The 15,955-nt window shown below is 69.1% G+C and carries 17 protein-coding genes, 1 tRNA gene, 2 pseudogenes and 1 riboswitch; of the genes and pseudogenes, 7 read left to right on the top strand and 13 right to left on the bottom strand.

The window, feature by feature from the left end; all coding sequences use genetic code 11:
- Positions 1-12: 12 nt before the first annotated feature.
- Positions 13-87: transfer RNA gene (locus tag AB0436_RS02650), tRNA-Val, on the top strand.
- 497 nt (positions 88-584) lie between these two features.
- Here AB0436_RS02650 and AB0436_RS02645 read toward each other — a convergent pair.
- A complete protein-coding gene (locus AB0436_RS02645) occupies positions 585-1,010 on the bottom strand; it encodes a glyoxalase (protein WP_366465809.1) in 426 nt (141 codons plus the stop codon).
- 264 nt (positions 1,011-1,274) lie between these two features.
- Between AB0436_RS02645 and AB0436_RS02640 the strand changes: the two genes are divergently transcribed.
- Positions 1,275-2,042: a GNAT family N-acetyltransferase gene (locus tag AB0436_RS02640; protein WP_366465808.1), complete on the top strand. Its 768-nt coding sequence runs from the start codon at positions 1,275-1,277 to the stop codon at positions 2,040-2,042.
- Positions 2,043-2,108: 66 nt separating this feature from the next.
- Here AB0436_RS02640 and AB0436_RS02635 read toward each other — a convergent pair whose 3' ends face one another.
- Positions 2,109-2,726, bottom strand: a complete 618-nt coding sequence (locus tag AB0436_RS02635) for an HAD-IA family hydrolase (protein WP_366465807.1) — start codon at positions 2,724-2,726, stop codon at positions 2,109-2,111.
- Between the two features lie 186 nt (positions 2,727-2,912).
- Positions 2,913-3,125 carry a hypothetical protein gene (locus tag AB0436_RS02630; RefSeq protein ID WP_366465805.1) on the bottom strand — a complete coding sequence of 71 codons (213 nt, stop codon included), beginning with the start codon at positions 3,123-3,125 and terminating at the stop codon, positions 2,913-2,915.
- 421 nt (positions 3,126-3,546) lie between these two features.
- Here AB0436_RS02630 and AB0436_RS02625 point away from each other — a divergent pair, with 421 nt between their 5' ends.
- Entirely contained in the window at positions 3,547-4,218 is a 672-nt protein-coding gene (locus AB0436_RS02625; protein ID WP_366465804.1) for a hypothetical protein, read from the top strand.
- An 819-nt stretch (positions 4,219-5,037) separates the two neighbouring features.
- Here the strand turns inward: AB0436_RS02625 and AB0436_RS02620 are convergent.
- A complete protein-coding gene (locus AB0436_RS02620; RefSeq protein ID WP_366465803.1) occupies positions 5,038-5,982 on the bottom strand; it encodes an AraC family transcriptional regulator in 945 nt (314 codons plus the stop codon).
- Positions 5,983-6,055: 73 nt separating this feature from the next.
- On the opposite strand from AB0436_RS02620, the gene AB0436_RS02615 reads away from it, so the two are divergent.
- The gene (locus AB0436_RS02615) at positions 6,056-7,057 is read left to right on the top strand and encodes an SDR family NAD(P)-dependent oxidoreductase (protein WP_366465802.1); all 1,002 of its coding nucleotides are present in this window, start codon (positions 6,056-6,058) and stop codon (positions 7,055-7,057) included.
- Here the strand turns inward: AB0436_RS02615 and AB0436_RS02610 are convergent.
- Positions 7,047-7,523, bottom strand: a pseudogene (locus tag AB0436_RS02610) (AMP-binding protein); the annotation flags it as partial. The gene AB0436_RS02615 and the pseudogene AB0436_RS02610 sit on opposite strands and share 11 nt — an antisense overlap.
- A 14-nt stretch (positions 7,524-7,537) precedes the next feature.
- On the opposite strand from AB0436_RS02610, the gene AB0436_RS02605 reads away from it, so the two are divergent.
- The gene (locus AB0436_RS02605) at positions 7,538-7,759 is read left to right on the top strand and encodes a hypothetical protein (RefSeq protein WP_366465801.1); all 222 of its coding nucleotides are present in this window, start codon (positions 7,538-7,540) and stop codon (positions 7,757-7,759) included.
- A gap of 82 nt (positions 7,760-7,841) precedes the next feature.
- Here the strand turns inward: AB0436_RS02605 and AB0436_RS02600 are convergent, their stop codons facing one another.
- Positions 7,842-8,138, bottom strand: coding sequence for a DUF3303 family protein (locus AB0436_RS02600; RefSeq protein ID WP_366465800.1), 297 nt, complete (start codon positions 8,136-8,138; stop codon positions 7,842-7,844).
- Between the two features lie 136 nt (positions 8,139-8,274).
- Positions 8,275-8,730 (bottom strand): nitroreductase/quinone reductase family protein, encoded by a 456-nt coding sequence (locus AB0436_RS02595; protein WP_366465799.1) that lies wholly within the window; start codon positions 8,728-8,730, stop codon positions 8,275-8,277.
- Positions 8,731-8,825: 95 nt separating this feature from the next.
- Between AB0436_RS02595 and AB0436_RS02590 the strand changes: the two are divergent.
- Positions 8,826-9,150: pseudogene (locus AB0436_RS02590) on the top strand (SAM-dependent methyltransferase); the annotation flags it as partial.
- Between the two features lie 44 nt (positions 9,151-9,194).
- On the opposite strand, the gene AB0436_RS02585 reads toward AB0436_RS02590, so the two are convergent.
- The 3 genes from AB0436_RS02585 to AB0436_RS02575 form a co-directional block, all read right to left on the bottom strand.
- The gene (locus AB0436_RS02585; RefSeq protein ID WP_366465797.1) at positions 9,195-10,916 is read right to left on the bottom strand and encodes an MFS transporter; all 1,722 of its coding nucleotides are present in this window, start codon (positions 10,914-10,916) and stop codon (positions 9,195-9,197) included.
- 83 nt (positions 10,917-10,999) lie between these two features.
- Entirely contained in the window at positions 11,000-11,452 is a 453-nt protein-coding gene (locus AB0436_RS02580) for a MarR family transcriptional regulator (protein WP_366465796.1), read from the bottom strand.
- Between the two features lie 67 nt (positions 11,453-11,519).
- Positions 11,520-11,873, bottom strand: coding sequence for a metalloregulator ArsR/SmtB family transcription factor (locus AB0436_RS02575; RefSeq protein WP_366465795.1), 354 nt, complete (start codon positions 11,871-11,873; stop codon positions 11,520-11,522).
- Between the two features lie 67 nt (positions 11,874-11,940).
- A riboswitch (cobalamin riboswitch) is annotated at positions 11,941-12,157 on the top strand.
- Positions 12,158-12,184: 27 nt separating this feature from the next.
- Between AB0436_RS02575 and AB0436_RS02570 the strand changes: the two genes are divergently transcribed.
- Positions 12,185-13,318: a HoxN/HupN/NixA family nickel/cobalt transporter gene (locus AB0436_RS02570; RefSeq protein ID WP_366465794.1), complete on the top strand. Its 1,134-nt coding sequence runs from the start codon at positions 12,185-12,187 to the stop codon at positions 13,316-13,318.
- Between the two features lie 9 nt (positions 13,319-13,327).
- Here AB0436_RS02570 and AB0436_RS02565 read toward each other — a convergent pair whose 3' ends face one another.
- The 3 genes from AB0436_RS02565 to AB0436_RS02555 are packed head-to-tail and all read right to left on the bottom strand — an operon-like array spanning position 13,328 to position 15,921.
- Positions 13,328-14,047, bottom strand: a complete 720-nt coding sequence (locus AB0436_RS02565) for an FAD:protein FMN transferase (RefSeq protein ID WP_366466134.1) — start codon at positions 14,045-14,047, stop codon at positions 13,328-13,330.
- A gap of 34 nt (positions 14,048-14,081) precedes the next feature.
- Positions 14,082-14,546: an FMN-binding protein gene (locus tag AB0436_RS02560; RefSeq protein ID WP_366465793.1), complete on the bottom strand. Its 465-nt coding sequence runs from the start codon at positions 14,544-14,546 to the stop codon at positions 14,082-14,084.
- 10 nt (positions 14,547-14,556) lie between these two features.
- Complete coding sequence (locus AB0436_RS02555) at positions 14,557-15,921, bottom strand: ferredoxin reductase family protein (RefSeq protein ID WP_366465792.1); 1,365 nt, start codon at positions 15,919-15,921, stop codon at positions 14,557-14,559.
- Positions 15,922-15,955 lie beyond the last annotated feature (34 nt).

Raw genomic sequence — 15,955 nt, 5'->3', positions numbered from 1 at the left:
TCCTTCATCCACGGGTGCGTAGCTCAGGGGTAGAGCGCTGCTCTTACAAAGCAGATGTCGGCGGTTCGAAACCGTCCGCGCCCACCAGCAGGACACACGGAAGAGGCCCAGGTCACCGGCAGTACGCCGAGAGCCTGGGCCTTGTTCGTTCCTCCGCAATTCCGGCGGGAGAGTGACGTCGTGCCACTTATGTGCCAGACGCCTCCTCCGGACCTTCCTCAGCAGGATCGGCTCGGCCGGGCCTTCATGCTCCCATGGTGGGGAGACCCCGCTTTTTGGCCCAGCCGACAGAATTCGAGCCGCTGAGAACATGCCTGCGGCGGGGGCGCTCAGACTCCGGGATGGAGGGGGCGCCGTCGGCGAGTGCCGGCGGATTCGTGGTGAGCGTGGGTGGACTCCTATCCCGACCGCCTTCGACCCGCGCAGAGCCGAGCAGTCGCGGCCCAGGGCGTCAAGGTCGTTCGTACAGTGGCGCGCTCCGCCTTGACGCCCTGACCCACGCCCGCTCCACGGTGTGGGGCCTGGTCGCCGAGCCGTCCCAGCGCTGAACCCGCTATATGCCTGCGGGGCGTGGAACTCGAAGCTCAGGCACGTTCCTCGTCGTGAAGCGACGGGGCGTAGGAGATGCCGACGATCAAGCCATCGTCTGTGAGGAGCCGGGTCACCGTCTGTCCCCACGGCTCGGTACGGGCTGGGTGCAGCAGGTCGAAGCCCGCGCGCTCAAGCTCGCCGCCAGCCACTGCGACGGCGTCTGCGTCCTCGACCTCGAACTCGATCGACGCCTGGGGGACCACCCGGCCGGCGGGCCACGTCGGCGTGCCAAAGCACGCCTCGGCTGCCTGCGAGAGCGGCCACATGCCGAAGTGCTTGCTGCCCGGGATGCTCCCGCTGGAGTAGTAGCCGTCGTCTTCGCCCTCCAGCGGGAGGCCAAGGGTGTCAATCAAGAGTCTGCGGCTTTGCGGCGGGTCAGCGACGACGACTGCCGTACTCGTGATGAAGAGAACGTTCATGTGACGCAGCCTATGGGCCGCAGTTCCCAGGGGGCGGAAAGACCAGCAGCTCGGACGTGTCCTGGTCCTACAGCAGTTTCACTGCCTTTCTGGCCTACAACGGTCATCGTTTTTCCGGTCGGTCCAAGGAGCCGAAGTGGCCGTGGTAAACGAGACGATTTGCCCTCGGTCGGCCAGACGAAACCCCGCACCGGACGGCCACCGTCACGAAACGGCTCCTGCGTCCGCTTCCACGCTGCGACCAGCTCCGCTTAGCGCGGGTCAATGCTCTCGCGCTCGGGCATGCCAGCCTCTTTTCTGACCGACAGGCTACGAGACCGGCGGCTGCGGGTACGGCATAGGCCGAATCCCGCAGTCCGGGGCGTGCTGGCAGGTCTCCCACGGCCCGTACCACTCGGGCAGATTCCGCCACGGTATTCCCGTCCGCGTCCGGAATCGGATATGGAACTGTCCGGGTGCTTTGGCAGCAGCGGAAACCGGAGTGCGCTGAGGTGGCGATCCCGGCAGGATGCGAGCATGGTGGCACCCTTGGACGTCCCGCGCTTGGCTGCCGGCGACGGATTTGTGCTCCGCGCCTGGGAGCTCGGAGATCTGCCTCTCGTCCGAGAGGCTTCGAGCGACGACTACATCCCGTTGATCACGACCGTTCCCTCGACGTACTCGCAGGTGGCGGGCGAAGCCTTCGTCCGGCGGCAGTGGGAGCGGGCGTCTACTGGTAGCGGATATCCGTTCGTCATCGTGCGGATCGAAGACGGGCGCCCGCTGGGGATGGTCGGTCTCTGGCCGAGTGATCGCGGTGAGGGACGGGCGTCGCTGGGGTACTGGCTTGCCGGGTCAGCCCGTGGTCAGGGGGTCGCGGCGGAAGCCCTCCGGGCGGTTGCCCGCTGGGCCCTCGGTGACCTGCAGATTCCCCGTCTTCAGCTGTATGTCGAGCCGTGGAATGTGGCATCACAGCGGACGGCTGAGCGGGTGGGCTTCCATTGTGAAGGTCTGCTCCGCAGTTGGCAGCCGGTGAGGACCGTCGGGACATGATCATGTATTCGATGCTGGCTGTTGATCTGTCCTCACCGGCCGCTGACTGACTTCGGCGGCGCCTGTTCAGCCGAGCAGCGGCGCGACCCTATCTCGCAGCTGGCCGATGTGCTCGTAGTGCAGGCCGGTGAGGCCCGCTGCCCGGGCTGCTGCGACATGGCCGGCGGTGTCATCCACGAACAGGCAGCGCTTCGCGTCGGCTCCCACGCGTTGGGCGGCTATCTCGAAGACGCGCGGGTCTGGCTTGGCCACCCCGATCCGGGCAGCGTTGACCACCGCGTCGAATGCTTCGCCCAGCCCAACAGCGGCGAGATACGTTTCCAGCCGGGTGATGGCATGGGAGACCAGGACCACAGGGACCTTCCTGCGGAGCGCGGCGATCAACTCCACGACCTCGGCATCGACACGGCCGGTGAGCGCGCTCCATGCCTCGATCAGGTCTCGGGCCCTCCGGGATGATCCGCAGAATGGTGCCAGGTCCGCTGCGACTTGGCACCGCCACTCCTCGTCACTGAGCCCCCCCGTGACGGCTGCTTGCAGAAGATCGGCGTCGAACGCTGCCCTGGCCAGGGTCCCCTCGGCCAGTCCCCAGGCCCGGTCCAGCTTGGTCATCCCGTCGGACTCCCACAGGTGCACGACCCCGTCGAAGTCGCACAGCACCGCGTCGAACGGCAACGTATCCATGGGGAGCGATCATGCCCTGGGCGCAAGGTTGTTCGTGCAGCGGCATGCTCCAGTGGGCCCTGAACCACGCTTGCTCCACAGTGTGTGGGCCGAAGGCCGGAGGGGATGGGAGCTCGGCCGAGTGGTGGGTGAGGAGGCGGAGAAGGCGCGGGAAGCCAGACCGTGACTGCTCAGTCCTGCCGCTGCTCAATGGCCGTGCAGATATCCGAGCATCGTCAGTATTGTTCCCACCGCTCCGTTTACGGCGCAGGCCATGAAGAAGCCGCCCCACAGCTTCGGAAAATTGCGCGCAAACGACGAAGGCTTCCTGGGTGAAGGGAGCCGGATCTTCCGGTTGAAGGCCATCCAGCCGAGCGCAAAGAACCCAGCGAAGACAACCACGCCGATGACATTCGGCACCGTGCTCCCCTCGGCAAAAGTTGGTTGCGGTACAGCAGCGAAGCACCGCAACTACAGTGACCCTGCCCACGGAGGCCTCCCCGGCCTCGCTGCCACTCATCACGTCAGTCATCAATTGTCGCTTGCAGCTTGGGAGTTACACCACCCGTACAGACCCCGGTTTGGCGTAGACGGTGCCGCGCTCGATCGCCTGCACCGACGACAGGCTGACGTCGAGCCGCAACGCCACCGGCACCCTCACCCAGCCACCGCTGACGACTCGGACTGCGTCGCCGTCACCTGGGGGACGATCAGCCCGGCCTGACCGCGCGTGTCACCGATTCGTACCGATCTCTGCGAAAAGTAAGTACGCGTCCTGGGATGGTTGTACGTTCACATTCCCCCCACATAAGCATCACGAGAAGTCCGCGAGGGGAATCCCATGTCTCAGAACGACCCGAACCAGCCTCAGCAGCCCGACCAGCACCCGGCGTGGCGCGCCCAGCAGCCCGGCCAGCCACCTCAGTGGGCGCAGCAGCCGACTCAGCCGCAGTGGGGCCAGCCCGGCTACCAGGCCCCGCCGATGCCGCCGAAGAAGCACACCGCCCGGAACGTGGCCATCGGAATCGGTGGGGTCCTCGTCGCCCTGATCGTCATCGGCGTCGCCGTCGGTGGCGGTAGGGGTGACAATAAGTCCGACACCGCGAAGGACGCGGCGCCCGTCGCTTCGAAGTCTGCAGAGAAGGCCCCGGCGAAGAAGGTCGACGCGACTCCCGCGGCCAAGCCGAAGGCCAAGCCCGCCGAGAAGAAGAAGCCCACGAACGTTGCGACGTTCAAAGTCTGGGGCAACGCACCGGCCGGCGCCCTCGGGCCCATCGACATCACCTACGGCAGCGACTCCGAGAACATTCAGGGCCGTGGCGTGCCGATGACGAAGACGCTGAAGGTCAGCAAGGACGCCATGTACTACAACGTCACCGCGCAGTTGCAGGGGAGCGGAGACATTCATTGCTCCGTCACTATCGGCGGGAAGACGAAGACCGGGCACGCGCAGGGTGGCTACAACATCTGCTCCGCTCAGCTGTCCGGTGGGCTGTTCGGCGGCTGGTCCTAACTAACCACCGCGCCCTGAGACGGGCCCTGCTGCGACCCCCCGCGCGCGGCAAGGCCTGTCGTCGGCGACCTGATCCCAAGAAGGCCGCACAGGTTGCCGTTCGGTGCGAGGAGAGGTGCCAAGCCCGGGAGGAGGCCGCCCACCAGCGGTCGATCGAGAGAGGCATCACCAAGGACTGGCAGCGGGCCCACCCGGCCGAGAAGACCATGAACGCGGCGGTGGGGTTCAGATCCTGGCCGACATCCAAGCAGGGCATCACGCCCCTCGGCCCGGTCCTCGGCGGGCAAGCAGAGTTCAGCAACGCCGGCGCCCACAAAGCATGGACCGCCACCAGGATCGTCGCCGGCGCTGCCACCCTCGGCGCGTCAGCAGCGGTCACCGGCCGGAAGAACAAAGGCGCCGCAGTCCTCAACGTGACGTTCGGCAACGGGGCGGCGCAGGCCTATACCGTTAATCACTGCACGACCAAGCCCCGGGCCTCATGGTCCGGGGCTTTCGAGCTGCGGGTGGCCCGGGCGATCCAACGCCGGCCAGCCAACTGTGCGCGCTGCTGCACCACCTGGGCGCCAACAGCAGCGCACCGGCGTGTCCGGCAACCGGCGGAAGGTGCCCGCGGAGCCGGCTCCGCTGTACCGGACGGATCTGTCCCTGTTGCGAAGACGCGTCTTCAGTCGATATGCCATGGTGTGAGCCCATTTACATGCTTTGCCGGGCGGCGGTAGCCGGCGCGGCAGCGGGGTGGCGCTGGTGCTGCCCGGGCCGGGCGATGGGGTGACCGCGGATGCAAGTCGCCCGGTCTGCCGCGCCCCGCGAGGCGAATCACGCCTGTATCGACGTGGCTCGCGGCGACGATTCGCCGCGTACTCGGTGTCGGTAACGCAGTGGCGACTCTCCGACCTCCCGCTTGAACGCGGTGCTGAAAGCGCTCTCGGACGCGTAGCCCAACTCGGAGGCCAACGACCCGATGCGCACGTCCCCGTCGCGGAGCGCGCGCCGGGCCAGCAGCATGCGCCAGTGGTGGAGGTAGGCCAGCGGCGGCCGGCCCGCCACGCTCCGGAAACGTTCGGCGAAGGAGGTTCGCGACATCGCTGCGGCGCGTGCCAATTCCTTTAGGCCCCAGGGTTTTCCGGGTTCGGTATGCATGAGGCCGAGCGCCGGACGCAATCGTTCGTCGGTCACCAGCCGTAGCCATCCCGGGGGCAGTTCGGCCTGGTCGACGTAGGCGCGGACCACTTCGAGCAGCAGGAGTTGGCCGTATTGCCGGATCGCGAACGCCGAGCCGATGCGGTTCCCGGTCACCTCGTCGAACAGCCGGTCGAGACTGCTGCGCAGGTTGGTGGCAGTGGCAGCCGAGGCCCGGACGTGCCCCATGGCTGGCAGCGCCTGCTGCAGCAGGGCTTGACCGGTCGGGTTGAGGTCGACGGCGATCCCGATGACGACGTCGTCGGTGCCGCGTTCGGCGCCGACGAGCCGGGTGAAGTTCATCTCGGGGGTGATCTCCTGGCGCGGTCCGTCGCCGCTGCCGCCCTCCTGCTCGAGCCGTGACCGGTTGTTCAGGATGGCGACATCGCCCGGCTCAAGGCTGATCGGCCCGTCGACCCCGTCAGTGGTCAGCCGGGACCGGCCGTACACCATCGCGATGAACTTCAGCGGGTCCTCGATGGCGGTCCGCGCCACCCAGGGGCCCCGCGTCGCGAACCCGCCCGATACCAGACCGCGGATCTCGACCAGGTCGAACACTTCGGAGAGCTGATCAGCAACCACGCTTGTACTGTCGAGCAAGAAGTCCGAACTGTCAATTATTCAGAGTACGAACGCCTCCACGCAGTCTGGTGGCATGACAAACAAACAGCGCCCCCTCGGATCCTGCTTCACCGCGGCCTCGACGGCTCGCGAAGTCCTCGAGGGTGTCGACGTATCCAGTAAGAACGTCGTCGTGACCGGCGGCCACGTCGGGCTCGGTCTGGAGGCCACTCGTGCGCTGGCCGAGGCGGGCGCCTCGGTCACCGTCGGGTCGCGCCACCCGGACCGCGCAGCGTCGGCCCTGGCCGGAATCGACGGTGTCGAGATCGGTCAACTGGACCTGCTGGACCCGGGCTCGGTCAACGCCTTCGCCGGCCGCTACCGGGACTCGGGTCGACCGCTGCACCTCCTGCTCAACAACGCCGGCATCATGGCTCCCCCCGAGCTGATTCTGGACGCGCGCGGTTACGAGGCCCAGTTCGCGACCAACCACCTCGGCCACTTCCAGCTGACCCTGGGTCTGCTGCCCGCTCTGCGCGCGGCGCACGGCGCCCGCGTAGTCAACACGACGTCCGGTGCGACCCGCATCTCGGACATCCGCTGGGACGACCCGCACTTCGCCACCGGCTATGACGGCCACCTGGCCTACGCACAGTCCAAGACCGCCAATGTGCTGTTCGCCGTCGAACTGGACCGCCGATGGGCCGAGGACGGAATCCGTGGTTACGCCGCGCACCCGGGCATCATCGTCGGCACGCAGCTGGGCGCCTCGATGCCTGCGGACCGGGTGCATGCCATGCACGTGGCCGTGGGGCTGGTCGACGCGTCAGGTCGGCCGATCATCGACCCCGAAAGCGGAAAGAAGACAGCCCAGCAGGGTGCCGCCACCATCGTGTTCGGGGCCACCAGCCCCCTGCTCGCCGACATCGGCGGCGTCTACCTGAGGGACAACGACATCTCGCCGCTGGACGACGCCGCGGATCCCACCGCCCAGGGTGCCGATCTGATCCGGTCGCAGAACGTCGTGCCGCATTCCATCGACCCGCGGTCCGCGCGTCGCCTCTGGAACATGAGCAAGCAACTGATCAAGGCGTAACGGCTGCTGCCCGGCACGTCGCCGGGATCACTGCAGCGGTTCGAAACCGTCCGCGGCTGTCCGCAGAACGCCCTCGCAGCGACCACGCTGCGGGGGCGTCGACGGTGGCGTCGTCGCTCGTCGGACCCGGTGTCAGCTCTCGAGCACGGTCGTGCGGGCCAGCGGCCCCGACCGGTACCTCGTGGTCCTCGGCGTCCATCAGCGCGACCTCCCAACCGGGAAGCGGGCGGCCCATCGAACCTGGCTTGACGGGCACTCCGGGGAAGTTGCCGAGCAGCGGATACGACTCCGTGGACCCGTAGTAGTCCAGCAGGGTGACGCCGAACTGGGCACGGAACCACTCGATGAGATCAGGGGTGAGCGGCTCGTTCGAAGAGCACACCACCCGCAGCGACTGGGGGTGACGACTGCCCGCATCCGGGACATCCTGCATCATCTTACGAAGAAAGGTCGGGTTGACCAGGGCCGTGGTGACCTTCGGTGCTCGCCGGCCGGGGCATTCACCTCAACGAGGCCCCGGCGGCACCGCTCATCAGCGGGCTGGTGTGGCGTCCGTTGGAGGGGGAGACGCTTGCGTGGCTGACGTCGGTCGTCTGGGTGCCGAGCCGGCACAACGAGGCGATCGCCTCGTTCGCCGAAGCGGTATCGGAGAGCCTTGCCGAGGCCGGCCACCACATCGCGGACACGGCTTCGGGCGGATGACGCACAGGCGGGCCCGGAGACGGCGGCCGGCTGCGCCTTCTTCCGGCTCCTGGGTGGATGGGTTGCAGCTGCGGCCCAGCGGTCAGCCCTGCTGCAGGGCGGCAAAACCCTTCTGCAAGTCTTCGATGTTCATCACCGGCTGGAGCTCGATCTTGGCACCGAGCCCCTCGAAGAGCGGCTCCGCGATGCTGGGAAGCTGCGAGCTGTCCTGCATGTCGAAGACGAGGGTGCAGCACCGCTCGCCCTCGCTGGCGGTGAAGTAGGCGGCCTCCGGCTTGAGCCGTTCCGTCATCGATTGCACGATCTTCTGCAGAGTGCCGTTCTTGGCTGCCGCATTCGCGACCTGTGTGTCCATCCGCGCTCTCAACATGACCCGCATGGCATCGCTCCGTCCGCCCACCGCCCGCGACCGGCGGCGCGGACCCGTCCGCGCGCGTGAGACCGGTTACGTCCCGCTCAGCCTGTCCTCGAGTGATCGAGGCGGCAACATCTCGTCCTCCGTTTGTGCCGCCGTGCTACGGGGTCGCGGGCGCCGGGAGGGCTTCGAGCCGGAAGACCGGGTGGCGGACGGACTCGGCGATGACCGCGGAGTCCGGTGAGTCGGCGGTGATGTCGAAGTACGGACGGGTGACGGGTACCTCGCGCAGATACTGGCGCAGGACGGGCACGCACTGCTCGGGCGGGAGCTCGACCGCCCGCAGGCGCTCGGTGCGGCCGCCGCGGCTCAGGGTTACTTCTCCCGCCTCGCGTACGTTGTGCACCCAGCCGCCGACCTTGTAGGCGGCGACCACGAAGCGGCCGCCGTCAGCGCAGGACATGACGTCCACGGGCACCGAGCGGTCGATTCCGCTCCGGCGCCCGCGCACGGTGAGCACGTGGCGGTCGGCGCGGCCGAGACCGCGTCTGGTCATCGCCGAGAACACCGCGTTGACGAGACGGTTCATCGCGCCGACTCGGTACGTCTTCGCCATCGCCGCTTCCCCTCACTCGCAAGTGAGCACCGTACTACGGCAGTCGACGGATAACTTCGCGTCCACCGGGCGTAATGACCACGGGAAGCGCGGGAGCGGTGGTGGCCTCCGCCGGCGTCGCCATGTACCTCACCAAGGAGGCGAACGCGGCCAGGCTGCGCCGACTCGCGTCGCTTGCCCCGGGGCTCCACGCTGGCCATGACGTTCCAGCTGCCTCCGGAGCTGCTCGACGAGGAGAAGCGCGCCGGACTCCGGGCCGCGGAGAAGGGGGCCAGAGCAGCGGGCACCCCGTTCATCAGCTTCTTCGCCAAGGATGCCCGGCACGTGTCGGCAGCCATGCTCGACCAGCGGTACTTCACGGGCCGGACGGATGGCCTCGGGACGTCGAGCGGAGAGGAGTTGCTGGTAGCGACCACCTGACCCCCGGGAGCCGCCGCCCCGTTGTTCGCGACCTTCCGTAGGGGTCAGGCCGGGCTGTTGCGCAGATCCGCCAGGGTGGCCGTGGTGAGCGGACGGGGCGTGTGGTTCGGGTCTATCAGGATGACGGTGCAGGCGGCGCTGTGGGTGAGGGCGGTGGTGAAGCTGCCGTTGGCGAACTGGGTGAGGGGGCCGTGCGGGGAACGTCCGACGGTGATGGTCCGGGCGTGGATGTCGGCGGCGTGCTGGGCCAGGGCGCGGCCGGCGGCGGCGTGGTCGCCGACGCTGGTGAGGACCTGACCGGTGGCGGTGATGCCCTGTGCCGTGAGGCGGTCGAGGTGTGTGGTGACGGCCGCGCGGGCCTGCTCGGCGGTCTCGGTCTCGGCGGCCTGTTCCTCGACGACGGCGGTCTGCTGGACGTGCACAACCTCCAGGGGGCTGCCGGTGTCATGGGCGAGTCGGGCCGCGGTGTCGACGATGGCGGCGGCCCCGTCGTGGGCGCCGACGGCGACGATGACCGGAGGCGCATCGGTCGGGGCGGGGGCGCCCACGGGCGTGAGCGAGGGGGCCACGGGCTTGCCTTCGGCGGGGCGCTCCTCGGCCTGGCGGAGCAGCCGGTGACCGCTGGCCAGGACCGGGATGGCCAACAGGAAGGTGGCGGCGCCCAGGTAGAAGGGGACGCTCAGGTCGGTGGCGTCGGCCAGCTTGCCGGCGACGAAGGGGGCCAGGCCGCCACCGATGAAGCGGAGAAAGCCGTACGCGGAGGACGCCACCGGGCGTTCGACCGGGGAGACGAGCATGACGGCCTGAGTGGTCAGGGTGTTGTTGATGCCGATGAAGGCGCCGCTCACGATGACGGCCACGATGACCACGGTCGGGGTGCTGACACCCGCGGCGATGACGGCCATCACGATGCCGAGGCCGATCAGGTTGGCGTACAGCACGGGGGCGGTGCCGTACCGGGCCTGCAGGCGCGGGGCGAAGAAGACGCTGAAGGCGGCCACCAGGAGGCCCCAGCCGGTGAAGACCAGGCCGAGCTGATGGGCGCTCAGTTCCATGGGGTAGGGGGCGTAGCCGAGCATGGTGAAGAAGCCCCAGTTGTACAGCAGGGCCATCAGGCCCATGGTCAGCAGCCCACGGTGACGCAGCGCCTTGAGCGGGGCGATGGGCGAGGTGGCGCGCTTCGGCTTGGGCAGATCTGGGACGAAAGCGATGGTCGCGGTCAGGGCGATGGCCATGAGGACGGCGACACCGAAGAACGGGCCGCGCCAGCTGATGCCGCCCAACTCCCCGCCGAGCAGCGGGCCGACGGCGATACCGAGGCCGAGGGCGGTCTCGTACAGGATGATCGCTCCGCCGAAGCCGCCGCTGGCCGATGCGACGATGACGGCAAGGGAGGTGGCTATGAACAGCGCGTTTCCCAGCCCCCAGCCGGCGCGGAAGCCGACGATGCCGTTGATGGAGCCGGTGCTGCCTGCCAGGGCGGCGAAGACGACGATGACCGCCAGGCCGATGACGAGGGTGCGCTTGGCGCCGAGGCGGCTGGAGACCCAGCCGACGAAGAGCATGGCGACGGCGGTGACGATCAGGTAGCTGCTGAACAGCAGGGAGACCTGACTGGGCGAGGCATGCAGGCTCTTGCCGAGGGCGGGCAGGATGGGGTCGACCAGGCCGATGCCCATGAACGAGATGACGCAGGCGAACGCGACGGCCCAGACGGCCTTCGGCTGCTTGAACGGGCTGGCGGTCTTCCCGTGCGAAGCACTCATGAGCGGTTCTCTCTCATACGTTGGCGGGGAAGCGGGGAAGCGGGGAAGCGGGGAAGCGGGGAAGCGGGGCCACCACGGGTGTTTCAGGAACGCGCCTGCCGGTCCTGGATCGCACGGGCCAGCGCCGGCAGCGCGAGTGTCACCGCGTGCTGCTCGGATGCCGTCAGCTCCTCGATCAACTGCTGCAGCGCCTGTGTTCGCTCGGTGCGCCGCTGACCGAAGACCTCCAGGCCCAGATCGGTGGCCTCCACCAGAACGCCCCGGCCGTCACGGCTGTCGGCGGTGCGCCGCACCAGGGCCGCGCGTTCCATCCGGGTGACGAGCTGGGTCATGTTCGGTTGCGAGACCCCTTCCGCCCGGGCCAGTTCGGTCAGCCGGGAGGGGCCCTCGCGGCCCAGCCGGCCCAGCGCCGAGGAGGCTGCGGTGCTCAGGCCGCCGGCGGTCGCGCTGTGCCGCACGTAACGAACGATCCGCTCCACGGCGGTCATCAGCTCTTCCGGGGATACCTCGGACGCCTTGAGGGTCCGAGAGTCCATAACCCGCTTATGCATAGGCTCATTGTGCATATAGATGTAGGCAGAATCAATACCCCGGTGGCGAGCGCTACTCCTGCGCGCACCGCCCCAGCAGGTCGGCCACCGCGCCGTCGACGACGCGGTAACGGACCACCCGGCCGTCCTTGTCGCCCGCCACCACGCCCGCAGCCCGGAGGAGGCGCAGGGCCTGCGAGACGGCCGGGTCCTTCATGCCGGTGGCGACCGCGAGGTCGGAAACGGCGATGGGGCCCGCCCGGTGCACTGCGATCAGCAGGGCGAGCCGGCCGGGGTCGGCCAGCAGGGAGAAGCGGTCGGCCCAGGAGCGGACGTGTTCAGGCTCTCCGATGGCGGCGATGGCGTCACAGACCCGGTGGTCGTCGATGATGCGGTGGCCGGCGCGCTCGGCGGGAACGAGGTGCATGCGGTGATCCTTGCACGTCGAGCTCTGTGATCTTCGGCACCTGCGCAACTGTGCAGGCTTGCAAGCGTTGTTGCCGACAACCTAGGGTGGGCCGGGTCGTGGTGTTCGGGAAGACCGGTGACAGGCCCTCAAAAGCCTCAGACCGGAGCGGCCCTCGCCACTGTGATCGGGGAGTTCCCGGCCCATGACACCACTGGCCGCAGAGTGCGGCTGGGAAGGTGGGCCGGGGGCGAGCGTCAGCGAACCCGTAAGCCAGGAGACCGGCCACGGCATCTCACGAAGTGATCCACGAGGTGCTGGAGCGTGACCGTATGACCCTGCCCAACTCAAGCCTGCCTGACTCCGGTGTGTCCCGTGAAGGCGCGCCCCCCACCACCGCGTTCGCCTGGCGGCGCGCTGACACCCTCCGTACGGCCGGACTGCTCGGCGTGATCGCCGCCCTGCATGTGGTGGCCTTCGGCATTCTGTTGCTGCTGGTGGTGCCGCGGCACTACGAGGTCGGCTCCCAGGCGTTCGGCATCGGGCTGGGCATCACCGCCTACACGCTCGGCATGCGGCACGCGTTCGACGCGGACCACATCGCCGCGATCGACAACACCACGCGCAAGCTCATGGCCGACGGCAAGCGGCCGGTGTCCGTGGGCTTCTGGTTCGCGCTGGGGCACTCCAGCGTCGTCGTCGCGATGGCGGCCCTGGTCGCCGGGGGAGCACGCCTCGCGGGCGTGCTGGCCAATCAGGACTCGGGCACCCACCAGGCACTCGGCGCCGTCAGTACCACCATCTCCGGCTCCTTCCTGTATCTCATCGCTGCCCTGAACCTGGTGGCGTTGTTCGGCATCCTGCGGGTGTTCAGGTCGATGCGGGCGGGGCGGTTCGACGAGACGGAGCTCGAAGCGCAGCTGGATTCCCGGGGGTTCATGAACCGCGTCCTGGGCCGCTTCACCAAGTCCGTCAGCCGGCCGGGTCAGATGTATCCGCTCGGTTTCCTCTTCGGTCTCGGCTTCGACACCGCCACCGAGGTCACCCTGATGGTGATGGCCGGCAGCGGCGCCGCCGCCGGGCTGCCCTGGTACGCGATCCTGTGCCTGCCGCTGCTGTTCGCCGCGGGGATGAGCCTCTTCGACACCCTCGACGGCACGTTCATGAACTTCGCGTACCAATGGGCCTTCTCGAACCCGGTACGCAAGGTCTTCTACAACCTCGCCATCACCGGCCTGTCGATCGCCGTCGCCTTCTTCATCGGCACCATCGAGCTGGTTACCGTCCTGCACGACAAACTCGCCCTCAAGGACGCGGTGACCGACTGGATAGCCGGTCTCGACCTGGGCAACGTCGGTTACGTCATCGTGGGACTCTTCGTGGTGGTGTGGGCGGCGGCGCTGGGTTACTGGCGGATAGCCAGGGTCGAAGAACGCTGGACGGCCCGCACCGCGGACGGGGGCTGAGGGAGCGCGTCAGTCGCCACTGGGGAAACCCGCGGTCCGCCAGACGCTGCCGTCGGGCCGGACGGCCAGCGCCTCGTAACCCTCCAGCGACTCCAGCCAGCCGCGCGCGTCCTCGCCCCGGGCGAACGCGGCGGTGGCATAGGCGTCCGTCAGGGTCAGCCGGGGGCCGGTGACGGTGACGGAGGCGAGCCCGGCGGCGGGCCTGCCGCTGTGCGGGTCGAGGATATGAGCGCCGCGTTCCGCGGTGCCCGAGGTGGCGACGGCCAGATCCCGGCCGGTGACGACGGTGGCGAGTTCGCCGGGGGACAGCGGGTGGGCGACACCGATGCGCCAAGGGGTACCGGGGGACGCTTCACCGCGCAACTGGAGGTCGCCGCCGCCGTTGACGCAGGTGTTGTGCGCGCCGGCGTCATGCAGGAGCTGCGCGGCGGCTTCCGTCGCCCAGCCCTTGACGAGCCCCGAGGGGTCGAGGCCGCCGCCCGGGGTGGCGGTGAACCAGCCGTGGCTGGTCTCGGCGGCTGTCGAGCAGAGGGCGAGTACGTCACGGACCTCGGGCGGGCAGTCCCCCAGGGTGGTCTCGCCGCGCCCGAGGCGGCTGATGGCGCTGTCCGGGCGGTAGGTGGAGAACACCGCGTCGACGTGGTGCAGGCCCCGGACGGCTTCGGCCAGCGCGCGGTGGATGGCGGCGGTGGGAGTGTCGCGGATGTCGAAGGAGAAGACCGTCCCCATCACGTGCTCGACATGGCGCAGCCCGCGCCCGGCGTCAGGCACCGGCCTTGTCCAGTGCGCTCTGCAGTGACTGGATGTAGCCCTGGCTGGTGTAACTCGCACCGGATACGGAGTCGATGTGGGCGCTCTGCGCGCCCAGCGCCTCCTGCGTCAGCCGGGGCACGGAGTAGGAGGCGATCTGCTGGTCCCGGCCGCCCCGGTCCGGGACCTGGAGCACCTTGACGGCGGTGAGCTTGCCCTTGGCCATGGTGACCGCGACCTGCACCGGGCCGTACTGGGTGTCGATGGCGTCGCCGGTGAAGGTGCCCGTTCCGCTGCCGGCGCCCGCCTGCGCGCTCCCCGTGGCCTGCGGGGACGCGCTCGCCGTGGCATGCGGGGACGAGCCGGCCGGGGACCTCGGTGACGCGGCGGCGAGGGCGGGCAGCTGGTGCGGTTTGAGCGAGAGCAGCGCGACGACCAGGGCGCTGAACCCGGCGGATGCGATGACGGCACGGCGCATGGCGGTTCTCCTAGAGGGCGAAGGACTCGTGGTGGATACGGCGGCCGGGCACACCCGCATCACGCAGTGCGTCGATCGCGGCCCGGGTCATACCGGGCGGGCCGCAGAGATAGACGTCGTGGGCGGCCAGATCGGGGACCAGAGAGCTCAGACCCCGAGCAGTGAGCGGCGAGGAGAACCGGGCCGGTTCGTCGACCACGTAATGCACCGTCGCGCCACGGTGGGCGGCGATCGCGTCGAGCTCGCCGCGCAGCGCCAGGTCCTCCGGCCGCCGGGCCCGGTAGATGAGCGTCACCTGACCGGGCAGGGTCTCGAACAGGGCCCGCAGCGGAGTGATGCCGACGCCTCCGCCGAGCAACAGCACCTTGGGCACGGTGCGGCGGTCGGCGGTGAAACCGCCGTACGGCCCCTCGGCCCACACCCGGGTGCCCGGAGCCAGCCCGGCGAGCGCTGCACTGTGCCCGCCCGCCGTCTTCACGGTGATCCGCAGGGCGTGCGGGGTCGCGGGCGCGGAGAGCGAGTACGGGTTGGCGGTCCACCACAGCCCGCGGGTCAGGAAGCGCCAGCGGAGGAACTGGCCGGGCTCCGCACGGAACTCGTCCAGATTCCGCCCGGTGAGATGGACCGATACGACACCCGGCGCCTCGGGGTGCACGGCGGCCACCCGCAGACCGTGGCGCAGGCCGCGCCGCAGCGGGACGGCGAACCGGTACCAGGCCAGCAGAGCCGAGACGCCGAGGAAGAGGGTGTACCAGGCGAGCTGGGCGGGACGGTTTCCGACGAAGTCCGCACCGTTGGAGAGCTGGTGGCCGAACGTGAGGAAGACCGCCAGATAGGTGGCGAAGTGCAGGTAGTGCCAGGTCTCGTAGCTCATCCGGCGGCGGGCGGCGCGGGCGGAGAGCACGGCGGTGGCGAGGAACAGCAGGAAGCCGACGGTGCCCTTGAGCAGGTCCGGGTAGTGCAGGACCAGGGTGGCGGTCTGGCCGACCACCGTGGTGTGGGAAGTGACGGAGTAGCCCCAGATGATCAGCAGGGTGTGGGTGAGCGCCAGCGAAATCGTGTACCGGCCGCCCATGGCGTGCCAGCGGGCCAGCCGGTCCGTGCCGAGGCTGTGGTCCAGCAGCGGGACGCGGGCCATCAGCGCCAGCAGCACCGCGCAGCCGTAACCGGCGAGCAGCCCGGAGATGCGTCCCGCACCGGTGAGCCAGCCCGCAGGCCCGATCACCGAGGTGGTGTCGCTCCACCACAGGGCCAGCACCCCGGCGGCGCCCGCCCAGATCAGCAGCGGCGCGAGGAGCGGCGCCAGGCTGCGGCGCGCCCGGCGGTGACGCAGGCCGCGGCTCGCGGGGCTGGTGGGTGTGACGGTGGTGACCATGAGGCTCCTTCCCGAGGGTCCGGCGATCCCGAAG

The sequence above is a fragment of the Streptomyces sp. NPDC051322 genome (assembly GCF_040689485.1).
Taxonomy (GTDB): domain Bacteria; phylum Actinomycetota; class Actinomycetes; order Streptomycetales; family Streptomycetaceae; genus Streptomyces.
This window is presented reverse-complemented; position numbering and strand designations above follow the sequence as displayed.

What these genes read in the sequence shown, in the direction of transcription:
- AB0436_RS02645 (WP_366465809.1), bottom strand. Translation starts at nt 1,010, where the DNA reads ATGAACGTTCTCTTCATCACGAGTACGGCAGTCGTCGTCGCTGACCCG.
- AB0436_RS02640 (WP_366465808.1), top strand. Translation starts at nt 1,275, where the DNA reads ATGCTCTCGCGCTCGGGCATGCCAGCCTCTTTTCTGACCGACAGGCTA.
- AB0436_RS02635 (WP_366465807.1), bottom strand. Translation starts at nt 2,726, where the DNA reads ATGGATACGTTGCCGTTCGACGCGGTGCTGTGCGACTTCGACGGGGTC.
- AB0436_RS02625 (WP_366465804.1), top strand. Translation starts at nt 3,547, where the DNA reads ATGTCTCAGAACGACCCGAACCAGCCTCAGCAGCCCGACCAGCACCCG.
- AB0436_RS02615 (WP_366465802.1), top strand. Translation starts at nt 6,056, where the DNA reads ATGACAAACAAACAGCGCCCCCTCGGATCCTGCTTCACCGCGGCCTCG.
- AB0436_RS02600 (WP_366465800.1), bottom strand. Translation starts at nt 8,138, where the DNA reads ATGCGGGTCATGTTGAGAGCGCGGATGGACACACAGGTCGCGAATGCG.
- AB0436_RS02595 (WP_366465799.1), bottom strand. Translation starts at nt 8,730, where the DNA reads ATGGCGAAGACGTACCGAGTCGGCGCGATGAACCGTCTCGTCAACGCG.
- AB0436_RS02585 (WP_366465797.1), bottom strand. Translation starts at nt 10,916, where the DNA reads ATGAGTGCTTCGCACGGGAAGACCGCCAGCCCGTTCAAGCAGCCGAAG.
- AB0436_RS02580 (WP_366465796.1), bottom strand. Translation starts at nt 11,452, where the DNA reads ATGGACTCTCGGACCCTCAAGGCGTCCGAGGTATCCCCGGAAGAGCTG.
- AB0436_RS02575 (WP_366465795.1), bottom strand. Translation starts at nt 11,873, where the DNA reads ATGCACCTCGTTCCCGCCGAGCGCGCCGGCCACCGCATCATCGACGAC.
- AB0436_RS02570 (WP_366465794.1), top strand. Translation starts at nt 12,185, where the DNA reads ATGACCCTGCCCAACTCAAGCCTGCCTGACTCCGGTGTGTCCCGTGAA.
- AB0436_RS02565 (WP_366466134.1), bottom strand. Translation starts at nt 14,047, where the DNA reads ATGGGGACGGTCTTCTCCTTCGACATCCGCGACACTCCCACCGCCGCC.
- AB0436_RS02560 (WP_366465793.1), bottom strand. Translation starts at nt 14,546, where the DNA reads ATGCGCCGTGCCGTCATCGCATCCGCCGGGTTCAGCGCCCTGGTCGTC.
- AB0436_RS02555 (WP_366465792.1), bottom strand. Translation starts at nt 15,921, where the DNA reads ATGGTCACCACCGTCACACCCACCAGCCCCGCGAGCCGCGGCCTGCGT.